Genomic DNA, 8,340 nt, shown 5'->3' with positions numbered 1-8,340 from the left:
TTGAGCCAAGGACTCAAGAAATTTGAGGCCATATTTGAGGGATGGTCAATAGCTCAGGACTCATTTGTGTGTACTTAGTAGCCCCTAGGGAGAAGGGGGTGGGGGATGAGGGGGGTTAACTTGCAAAGGTGGGATGCCCCTGTACTACGGCTGAGTTCTGGGGGCCAGGGGTTCAAACGCAAAGATGTAGAACGGCGGTGTGCCAGATTCTACCCCTGCATTGAGCGGGGCCGATAGGTGCAGCCGGTTGGTGACGGCGTAGATGGTTTGACCGTCGGCAGAGAACTCAAAGTCATCGACCCAGCTGAGGCGCGGGTCTTCAATTAAACGGCGGTATTCCCGCTCGGGGGTGATCACGCCGATCGCATTGGCGGCCAGTTCGCCCAGGTAGATATTACCAGCGCCATCCATCAAAATGCCGTCACAGATGGGCTTGTCGGCGTACTTCTCGACGCGGCTGGCCAGTTCTGCTGCACTCAGCGACCCATCTCTCAGGTCGGCGGTGCGGATGCGGTAGAGGCTGGTGCCGTGCAGAGCACCGTAGTAAATCCATTCGTTGTTGGCGTCCATGGCAATGGCATCGACGCCGACCTGCGGGCGCTGATAGGTGCGCTCTGGGGTTCGCCGCAGCAGCGGATTGCCCTCAACAAATAGATCAATCGGTTCTGGGGTAACGCTGTAGTGGCCCTCTAGCACCCGTTGGGCGGTTCCCGCCGCCAGGTCTACGACGATCAGGGCGGCGTTGTTGCCGCTGGCGGGGTCGGTGATGAAAGCGGTCTGGGTGGTTTCGTCAATGCGCAGGTCGTTGATGAACGAACCAGCGGGGGTGACATCGGCCAGAGAAATGGTTTTGTGGAGGGTGTTTTGCTGCAGATTCCACCCGACTAGCTGAGGGGGGCGATCGCTGCCCATAGCATTATCCAGAAGCCAGACAATGCCGCTGCTGTCGCTGAGCAGGCCTAGTACGCTGGCGGAAACGGGGCTGGTTGCCTGGGGCAGCAGGGGTGCGATCGCGCCGTTGTCGTACTGGGCAACGGGGTAAGGCGGGTTGTAGAACTGGTGCAGTGACATAATCAGCTGGCCGTCGGGGGTGACGGTTAGGTTGCCGGGGGCCTGCTGTAGCTCGGCGACGACTTCGAGCGAGGGTTGGGCCAGGGCGGTGCGGGCGATCGCAACTGTGGTCAGCAGGGCGGCAGACAGCGCAAGGGGAAAGAGGCGTTGCATGGGGTTTAGCGATACATCGCCCACATCGTCGTATTGATTGGGCTGAGAGTGAATCTACCCGCAAAGGTAGATGTGGCGGATGACTTTAGCAGTCAAGCAGCCGTTCAGAGTCTTTGCTTTCGTCAATGGCTTCAACCATAGTTAGATCTTCTAGGGCTTCAGCGATTAAGCCCTGAAATAGATCTCGTCGCTCCTGAAGGATTTCTAGGATGGCAGCTTTGATCAGCTCTTTGAGCTGGGTCTCGCTGAAGCTTAGCTCTGGCATAGTGGCTTTCTCCAATACTGCCTATTCAATAATTTCTTCGTAATTCTCGAAGTTTTTATCGGCATTAACGTCTTGGGCTTGCTTGATTTGAGCCAAGAAGTCTTCTTCGGTAATCTGGTCGAGCCACAGGTGACGGTCTTTTGTGTAGTCACCTTTGCCAGGACTAAAGTGTTGGATAAACCGGATGGCATCTACAGAACCAAGGGCAGCGACCAGGGCTTGATATCCCTTTTGAATCATTTCTCGTTGGGTAGTTGCCATAGTTAAGTGTTTGATGAATGCGAAGTTGAGTTTGATCATCGAAGGGGCGGTTTAGGCAGCAAACGTCGAGATAGATTCGGTAGGGTTTATCCATTATTGTGACCTACGGCTGCGTCTCCAAGAGCTAATCAAGGTTGTCAACTTGGGATGTAGATTGGCCGTTAAAGTAATCAATCCATACGCTGGAATCGACCAGAATCATGAATCGGTTCTCATGGTGTCAAGATCGCCTTCCCACAAGAGCTGGCCTCGAAAAGGTTTGATTGCCTCCTGTCGTTTGATTTGAATCAGCATTTTAAGGGCTAGTTCGATTACTTTGTCGGTAGCATCTAGCCCAGTGGCCTGGAGGGCATCGGCCATAAGGGCGTCGTCAATGTCGATATTGGTTTTCATAGGTTTAGCCAGATCGGGGCTTTCTGAAGCTTTGAGACTAAACCCTATTATGACCTATGCGGTTTTGGCGGAGTCGGTGCAGTGCCAGTAGGTAAGACCAGCGCGGTTACGAGAATGACGAGGCTTAATCATTCGAACCAGGGCTAAACTGGGTGAGACGCCTCCCCTGCCCCAATGAGCTTCATTTTCATCAGCTACAGTCGCCAAGACCAGGCTTACGTTAGCCTGCTAGCTCAGGCGTTAGAAACTCACAACTTGCCCGTCTGGCTTGATGATCGCATCGACTACGGCACGACCTGGCCCCGCGTGATTCAAGATCAGTTGGAGCAGTGTCAGGTCTTTGTGGTGGTGATGACGCCCCGCTCTGAAGCGTCTCATTGGGTGCAGTGCGAGTTGAGCTTGGCACTAGAGCTAAAGAAACCCATCTACCCCATTCTGATTGAAGGTCGCCGCTGGCTCTCAGTTGCCGCCCTGCAAACTGCCGATGCTACAAACGGCAAGCTCCCGCCCGCCCGTTTTTTTAACACCCTGCGAACCCATTTTCCTGCATCTGTCGATATTGCCCACACCCTGCCGCTTCAAGCGGTCGCCACCGATACCCCTGTAGGGTGGGCACCGCCCACTAGCCCATCTGTAATCCCACAAGCTGCCCAAGAAGATGACCTCAGCTCCGAAAAAGGCATTGATTACCGCAAGCTGCGCGACCTGCTAAGAGATGGCAAGTGGCGAGAGGCGGATGAAGAAACCTACAACACAATGATTAGGGCTGTGGGCAAAGAACGAGGCAACTACTTTACTCCCGACGAGTTACGGAATTTTCCCTATACTGATCTGCTGACGATCGATCGCTTGTGGGTGAAACATAGTAACGGCAAATTTGGCTTCAGCATACAAAAGAAGATTTGGCAGGAGTTTGGCAGCCCTACATCAGGCGGCAAAGTTTGGGACAAATTTTGCGTTAAGGTAGGTTGGCAAGACGCAAAGGCAACTCGCTATTTGAAGTACGACGAACTAGTAGCAAACCCCAAAAAATCTCCCGTGGGCGAATTTCCGTGTTTGGTGGTTTGGGGAGGGATTTTTGGGCTTAGGGGAAGAAGGTTCTCTTCTCTCGCATCGAAACTTGCAAAATATAGCAGATAAGCGCTTCAGCCCGATCCAAAAGCATTATTTTGGCTCTCCTCCCTATGGAAAATCGGGCAGGCTTGCAGCGTAGGGTGCATTCGCGGCTAAAGCCCCATGTGGCTCAAAGCAATTGATCTCCCTGGGCGCAATGCACCGCTTACATCTTGCAAGTTTCTCGATGTATGGATTGGGTGCATTGCTGGCGCGAATGCACCCTACGATGGTGCTTTCTATGCACCGATGAATCTAGGAACTGTCTGGATCAATCGATCGCTCGATCGCGGCTCAACAAACTAAACACCTCTCCCTGCGCTGGGGTAATCACAATCCCCGACTCGGGAATCGTCACCAGCTGGCTCCACTCTCGCTGTTCGGCGTAGTTCAGCAGATGCAGGTAGTTAATTGCCCCCCGTACCCCCTCGGGTGAACCGATTATCAGATGGCGCAACCGATCGCGCCCTGGCTGAGATTCAGAATTGGCCAGCAGCAGCGGGCTCGTCGTCTGCCGCTGACGGGCCGACGACAACAGATATGGCAAACACAACATTGGGGTTTCCTCCAAAGAAACGGATGGTTAGGAAGCCCCAAAAATTTGGCCGCCCCAGACATGTGCAGTACGGGGCGGCCTGGGCAATAATAGCCCTAGCCTCCGAGACAGCTCCGATCTGTCGAAGGGGTTAGGTGCCGGTTGGTGCTCCAACACCTTCCGGTACCGTTTGACCAAATTTTTGGGAAGACAAGCTGCACGCTCACAGCTATAAATCGGTAATCTACTCTATCCAGAGACCCTAAGCAAGTCAAAATTGCTACAGAGTGGGTTGTCGTTGTGAACCTTAATGTTGGGTAGCGAATAGTTTCCCCCTCATCCCCCAACCCCTTCTCCCTTGGGAGAAGGGGAGCCGAATTTCAAAGTCCCTCTCCCTCAGGGAGCGGGATTTAGGGAGAGGGATTTTTGGAGGATCTGCGCATAAGTTTTATCAGTCGCCAATGAGAGGTTTGGCTTGCTGCTGCTAATCAGCAGGCAACCCGGTCAGCTCTACAATGGGGCGAATTTCGACCGTGCCTTTATACACCGAGGGAATGCGTCCGGCGATCGCGATCGCCTCATCCAAATCCTGCGCGTCAATTAAGAAGTAACCGCCCAGCTGCTCTCGGGTTTCGGCAAAGGGGCCATCGGTCACCAGGCGCTTGCCGTCGCGCACCCGCACGCTGGTAGCGGTCGCCACCGAGTGCAGGGGGGAGGCCCCCAGGTATTTGCCGCTGGCGTGCAGGTCTTGGGTTAGCTGCACCGACTCTTTGTAGCAGCGCTCCTGCTCGTCGTCGGTCCAGGCATTTTCGTCGCTGTAAATCAGCAGCATGTATTTCATGGTTTAGCTCCCAACGTTAATGGAGTAATACCAGATCCAAATTGCATAACCCCGATTTTCCAAGAGGCGACTTGCGTAGGGCATAGGCGCAGCCGAGCCAGAGGCTCTACGGTGTTTGCCCAGCCCAACCGGGGGCAGTCAAGGCGGATTCAGTATAAAAGCGGCTACTGTCGATAGTAGTGGGCGGTCATAAACTGGTGCCACTGGCCATCGTTAGACAAAATTTGTGAGGTCATGACGCGGTGATTGTCGTCAACAAACTCAATAATGTCTTTGTAGGGGGCCATAGCGGTTTCGCCAAAATTAGGCCCCTCTGTTTCTAGGGTGAGGGTTGTCCTGGCCTCATTGAGCGTGCCGCTGTAGATCCAGAGATGGGTCATCATCGAGCCGACAAAGGTGCCGGTGTAGCGCTGGGTCTGCGGGTCGTAGCCCAGGGTCATGATGGTTGTGCCGGTGTCGCCGTCGGGCATTTCGCCCTCGCCTTCGGCCACCACCCAGACCCCGCCCAGGCTGCGCACCACCTCGGTGCCGCGAGTTTTGGCGGGGGGCTGCTCAGGCCCCATGCTGCATTCGCATTCGCTGACCCATTTGCCAACGAGTTTATCGAGCCACTGGTGTTCCGTTTGAGGTTCAAGTTGCATAATGTTTCTCCTAGATTTGTTGAGAGGGATGGCTGAAAGGGGTGGACACATGGGTTTTGTTACTCGGCCCCACCCCGTTTACCGATGCTTTTATCCGTAGGTGGGCTGCTGCGGCCAGCCGGAAGGAGACTCTTCAAAGTCTTCCTGGCGACCGTAGGGGGTCAGGTCGAGCAGGCTGTAGGCGTCGGTTAGGCCTTCGCACCCCCGAGCATAGGTCGAGTAGGTGTGAAAAACATCGTCATCAATGCGAAAGAACACGCTCATGCCGTGGCGTTCGCCAGCGGTGTAATGTTCCTGCTCGTCTAGACTGGACAGGTCGCGGTAGTTGTACTGCATCGGAGCCACCGCTGGATCTAGCGAAGCGTGGAAGTCGTAGTTGAAGTCGCTGTCAAAGGATGAAACCCAGGGTAGTGTCCACTGGTGGCGAGCTTTGTAGGCCTCAAGCTTGGCCAGCGGCGCGCGGGAGACGAGCACCAGGGTGGTGTCGCGATCGCCCAGCATACTCAGATCGCCCAGGGCGTTGACCAGGCCGGTACAGCCGGAGCAGCCGTTGTCCCACTCGGGGGCAAACATAAAGTGGTAGACCAGCAGCTGCAGGCGACCCTCAAACAGATCGAGCAGCGTGGTTGGCCCGGTGGGGCCGTCAAAGCGGTAGGTTTTCTCTAGCTTGACCATCGGCAGGCGGCGGCGCTTGGCATTGACGCGATCGCGCTGTTTGGTCAGCTCCTTTTCGTCGGCCAGCAGCGCCTTGCGCTCGGCCAGCCAGATGTCGGTTGACACCACGGGGGGATGGGCGAGAGTTTTGGTTATCATGGTGAGTTCTCCTTACAGGTGCTGCGATTGAGTTAGTGCAGATTGGTTTTTAGGGCTTTGACCTGGGGTATTGCCGATTGAAGGGCAGCCCCTCACCCTGGGGAGAAGGGTTGGGGATGTAGCTTGCTTCCCGCAGGGTGGGGCAGTCCTGGCGATGCTTACGCTATTTCAGCAATCCTGCCCTGGTTGACCTGAGCGTTGATCTCTTCGTCGGCGGGGCGAATCTCGAAGGGGCCGTTGCGCACGCCCGGATGGTGCGACATCAGCTGAATGGCGTGGTTGAGGTCACGCGCCTCCAGCATCAAAATGCCGCCGAGCTGCTCTTTGGTTTCGGTAAAGGGGCCGTCGGTGATGGTCACTTTGCCGTTCTGGTAGCGCAGCGTGGCCGCGTTCTTAACGCTTTGCAGCGCTTCTCCACCCAAAAAGTGGCCGCCGCGCTTGAGCTCGTCGTCGTAGGCAAAGCATTCGGCCATCAAAGCCGCCTGTTCGGCTGTAGAGAGCCGGTCCCACTGCGCTTCGTCAAAGTAGCCCAGACAGATAAATTTCATGGTTGCCTCCAAACGTGGGTCTGAATTGGTCACCTTTGTGGAGTAGTCGTTTGGCGAGACCGCAGATCGACAGCGAGGCAAAAAATTTCTTTAAATCAGACCAGCTCGCGCAGGCGACTTTCTAAAAATCGGCGCTCGGGTTCCTGCTTGACCAGCTCTAGCGCCCGTTGGTAAGACGCTTTAGCTTCAGCGTTTGCTCCCAGCCGCCGGTACAGGTCGGCTCGGGCCGCATGGGCCAGGTGGTAGTCGGCCAGATCACCCTGGGCCAAAATCTCATCCAGCAGCTGCAAACCCGCCTGGGGGCCATCGCGCATGGCCACGGCCACCGCCCGATTGAGCTGCACCACGGGGGAGGGCTCGATCTGAGCGAGCAGGCTGTAGAGGCCCACAATCTGCGCCCAGTCGGTGGCGGCGGGGCTGGGGGCCGAACTATGTACGGCGGCGATCGCGGCCTGGAGCGCGTAGGGGCCAATCTGCTGCGACGACAGGGCCTGCTGCACCAGGGCTCGCCCTTCGGCAATCTGGGCCTGGTTCCACCGGCTGCGGTCCTGATCGGCCAGCAAGATCAAATCGCCTGTAGGGGAGGTGCGGGCCGCCCGCCGCGACTCTTGCAAGAGCATCAGCGCCAGCAGCCCCATTGCCTCTGAGTTGGGCAGTAGCTCCATGACCAGTCGCCCCAGCCGAATCGCTTCGCCTGAGAGGTCGGCCCGAGTCAGCGAGGGGCCAGAGGAGGCCGCATAGCCCTCGTTAAACACCAGATAGATAACCTGCAAAACGGTATCTAAGCGATCGGGCAAATCGTCTATCGACGGCACCTGGTAGGGAATGCCCGCCGCGCGAATTTTGGCCTTGGCCCGCACAATCCGCTGGGCCAGGGTGGGGGGCGCAACTAAAAAGGCGCTGGCAATTTCTTCGGTTTTGAGGCCGCAAACTTCTCGCAGGGTGAGCGCTACCTGGGCTTCCTGGGGCAGCGAGGGGTGACAGCAGGTAAAGATCAGCCGCAGGCGATCGTCTTCGACATCTTCATCGGTGTTGACATCGGGCTCAGCGGTATTGATGCGCTCAGCCAACTCGGCCAGGGAGGCGTCGAAGCGGGTGCGCCGTCGAATGGTGTCAATGGCCCTAAAACGGCCTACCGAAACCAGCCACGCGCGCGGATTGGTCGGAGTCCCATCGCGGGGCCACTGCTCCATCGCGACGGCAAAGGCATCGTGCAGGGCTTCTTCGGCTAGGTCAAAGTCGCCCAGCAGCCGAATTAGCGTGGCGAACACTCGCCGCGACTCAGCGCGGTAAACGGCCTCAACCTGTCTCTGTACCTGGTTAGGTTCATTCATGGCTGATGCTCGTGACCTCAAAGCTTGCCGTCACAGTCGAGTTTACTATAGTTCAATTGCACTATATTGTCATCGACTGCAAGGAGGTCGGTGATGGAAAATACAAGGTTTGTCACTAAAACGAGCTGAAATTAACCTGCGCAGATCGCCAGAAGCCCTGATCTGCCGTAGGGTGGGCACTGCCCACCGCCTTAATTTCGGCTTAGAGATGAGACGCTCGCAGCAGTAAGCCAATCTCTGGGGATGTAATTGCTCAACTCAGTAGCCAATCAGCCTGCTGTGAGGTAAGGGCACGAGAAATAGCCTCGAAGGCAGAAATGCCTTGACGGCGAGCCGTGTTCACCAGTGAGCGCACCTGAGCAAACAACTCCG

11 protein-coding genes and 1 pseudogene are annotated in these 8,340 nt (G+C 56.3%); 1 reads left to right on the top strand and 11 read right to left on the bottom strand.

What is annotated here, in order from left to right:
• Window positions 1-144: 144 nt before the first annotated feature.
• The 5 genes and pseudogenes from ACQ4N7_RS29665 to ACQ4N7_RS29645 form a co-directional block, all read right to left on the bottom strand.
• Window positions 145-1,224 (bottom strand): L-dopachrome tautomerase-related protein, encoded by a 1,080-nt coding sequence (locus ACQ4N7_RS29665; RefSeq protein ID WP_430715030.1) that lies wholly within the window; start codon window positions 1,222-1,224, stop codon window positions 145-147.
• An 85-nt stretch (window positions 1,225-1,309) separates the two neighbouring features.
• Entirely contained in the window at window positions 1,310-1,489 is a 180-nt protein-coding gene (locus tag ACQ4N7_RS29660) for a hypothetical protein (RefSeq protein WP_430715029.1), read from the bottom strand.
• Window positions 1,490-1,510: 21 nt separating this feature from the next.
• Window positions 1,511-1,750 (bottom strand): hypothetical protein, encoded by a 240-nt coding sequence (locus ACQ4N7_RS29655; protein ID WP_430715028.1) that lies wholly within the window; start codon window positions 1,748-1,750, stop codon window positions 1,511-1,513.
• Window positions 1,751-1,766: 16 nt separating this feature from the next.
• Window positions 1,767-1,844 (bottom strand): annotated as a pseudogene (locus ACQ4N7_RS29650) (PIN domain-containing protein); the annotation flags it as partial.
• Window positions 1,845-1,948: 104 nt separating this feature from the next.
• Window positions 1,949-2,143, bottom strand: coding sequence for a type II toxin-antitoxin system VapB family antitoxin (locus tag ACQ4N7_RS29645; protein WP_430715027.1), 195 nt, complete (start codon window positions 2,141-2,143; stop codon window positions 1,949-1,951).
• 174 nt (window positions 2,144-2,317) lie between these two features.
• Here ACQ4N7_RS29645 and ACQ4N7_RS29640 point away from each other — a divergent pair, with 174 nt between their 5' ends.
• On the top strand, window positions 2,318-3,283 hold the full coding sequence (locus ACQ4N7_RS29640) for a GUN4 domain-containing protein (RefSeq protein WP_430715026.1): 966 nt from the start codon (window positions 2,318-2,320) through the stop codon (window positions 3,281-3,283).
• 244 nt (window positions 3,284-3,527) lie between these two features.
• Here the strand turns inward: ACQ4N7_RS29640 and ACQ4N7_RS29635 are convergent, their stop codons facing one another.
• The 6 genes from ACQ4N7_RS29635 to ACQ4N7_RS29610 form a co-directional block, all read right to left on the bottom strand.
• Window positions 3,528-3,812 (bottom strand): hypothetical protein, encoded by a 285-nt coding sequence (locus tag ACQ4N7_RS29635; protein WP_430715025.1) that lies wholly within the window; start codon window positions 3,810-3,812, stop codon window positions 3,528-3,530.
• 463 nt (window positions 3,813-4,275) lie between these two features.
• Window positions 4,276-4,632 (bottom strand): YciI family protein, encoded by a 357-nt coding sequence (locus ACQ4N7_RS29630; RefSeq protein ID WP_430715024.1) that lies wholly within the window; start codon window positions 4,630-4,632, stop codon window positions 4,276-4,278.
• Window positions 4,633-4,796: 164 nt separating this feature from the next.
• Window positions 4,797-5,273 carry a DUF1579 domain-containing protein gene (locus ACQ4N7_RS29625; protein WP_430715023.1) on the bottom strand — a complete coding sequence of 159 codons (477 nt, stop codon included), beginning with the start codon at window positions 5,271-5,273 and terminating at the stop codon, window positions 4,797-4,799.
• A gap of 90 nt (window positions 5,274-5,363) precedes the next feature.
• Window positions 5,364-6,086: a DUF899 domain-containing protein gene (locus tag ACQ4N7_RS29620; protein WP_430715022.1), complete on the bottom strand. Its 723-nt coding sequence runs from the start codon at window positions 6,084-6,086 to the stop codon at window positions 5,364-5,366.
• 158 nt (window positions 6,087-6,244) lie between these two features.
• A complete protein-coding gene (locus tag ACQ4N7_RS29615) occupies window positions 6,245-6,634 on the bottom strand; it encodes a YciI family protein (RefSeq protein WP_430715021.1) in 390 nt (129 codons plus the stop codon).
• A gap of 95 nt (window positions 6,635-6,729) precedes the next feature.
• Window positions 6,730-7,968: an RNA polymerase sigma factor gene (locus ACQ4N7_RS29610; protein ID WP_430715020.1), complete on the bottom strand. Its 1,239-nt coding sequence runs from the start codon at window positions 7,966-7,968 to the stop codon at window positions 6,730-6,732.
• Window positions 7,969-8,340: the final 372 nt, after the last annotated feature.

The organism is Nodosilinea sp. AN01ver1 (genome assembly GCF_050565655.1).
Taxonomy (GTDB): domain Bacteria; phylum Cyanobacteriota; class Cyanobacteriia; order Phormidesmidales; family Phormidesmidaceae; genus Nodosilinea.
The sequence above is the reverse complement of the archived record's forward strand: the minus strand, read 5'-3'. Positions and strand labels throughout refer to the sequence as shown.

What these genes read in the sequence shown, in the direction of transcription:
- ACQ4N7_RS29620 (WP_430715022.1), bottom strand. Translation starts at nt 6,086, where the DNA reads ATGATAACCAAAACTCTCGCCCATCCCCCCGTGGTGTCAACCGACATC.
- ACQ4N7_RS29630 (WP_430715024.1), bottom strand. Translation starts at nt 4,632, where the DNA reads ATGAAATACATGCTGCTGATTTACAGCGACGAAAATGCCTGGACCGAC.
- ACQ4N7_RS29635 (WP_430715025.1), bottom strand. Translation starts at nt 3,812, where the DNA reads ATGTTGTGTTTGCCATATCTGTTGTCGTCGGCCCGTCAGCGGCAGACG.
- ACQ4N7_RS29640 (WP_430715026.1), top strand. Translation starts at nt 2,318, where the DNA reads ATGAGCTTCATTTTCATCAGCTACAGTCGCCAAGACCAGGCTTACGTT.
- ACQ4N7_RS29610 (WP_430715020.1), bottom strand. Translation starts at nt 7,968, where the DNA reads ATGAATGAACCTAACCAGGTACAGAGACAGGTTGAGGCCGTTTACCGC.
- ACQ4N7_RS29625 (WP_430715023.1), bottom strand. Translation starts at nt 5,273, where the DNA reads ATGCAACTTGAACCTCAAACGGAACACCAGTGGCTCGATAAACTCGTT.
- ACQ4N7_RS29660 (WP_430715029.1), bottom strand. Translation starts at nt 1,489, where the DNA reads ATGCCAGAGCTAAGCTTCAGCGAGACCCAGCTCAAAGAGCTGATCAAA.
- ACQ4N7_RS29615 (WP_430715021.1), bottom strand. Translation starts at nt 6,634, where the DNA reads ATGAAATTTATCTGTCTGGGCTACTTTGACGAAGCGCAGTGGGACCGG.
- ACQ4N7_RS29665 (WP_430715030.1), bottom strand. Translation starts at nt 1,224, where the DNA reads ATGCAACGCCTCTTTCCCCTTGCGCTGTCTGCCGCCCTGCTGACCACA.
- ACQ4N7_RS29645 (WP_430715027.1), bottom strand. Translation starts at nt 2,143, where the DNA reads ATGAAAACCAATATCGACATTGACGACGCCCTTATGGCCGATGCCCTC.
- ACQ4N7_RS29655 (WP_430715028.1), bottom strand. Translation starts at nt 1,750, where the DNA reads ATGGCAACTACCCAACGAGAAATGATTCAAAAGGGATATCAAGCCCTG.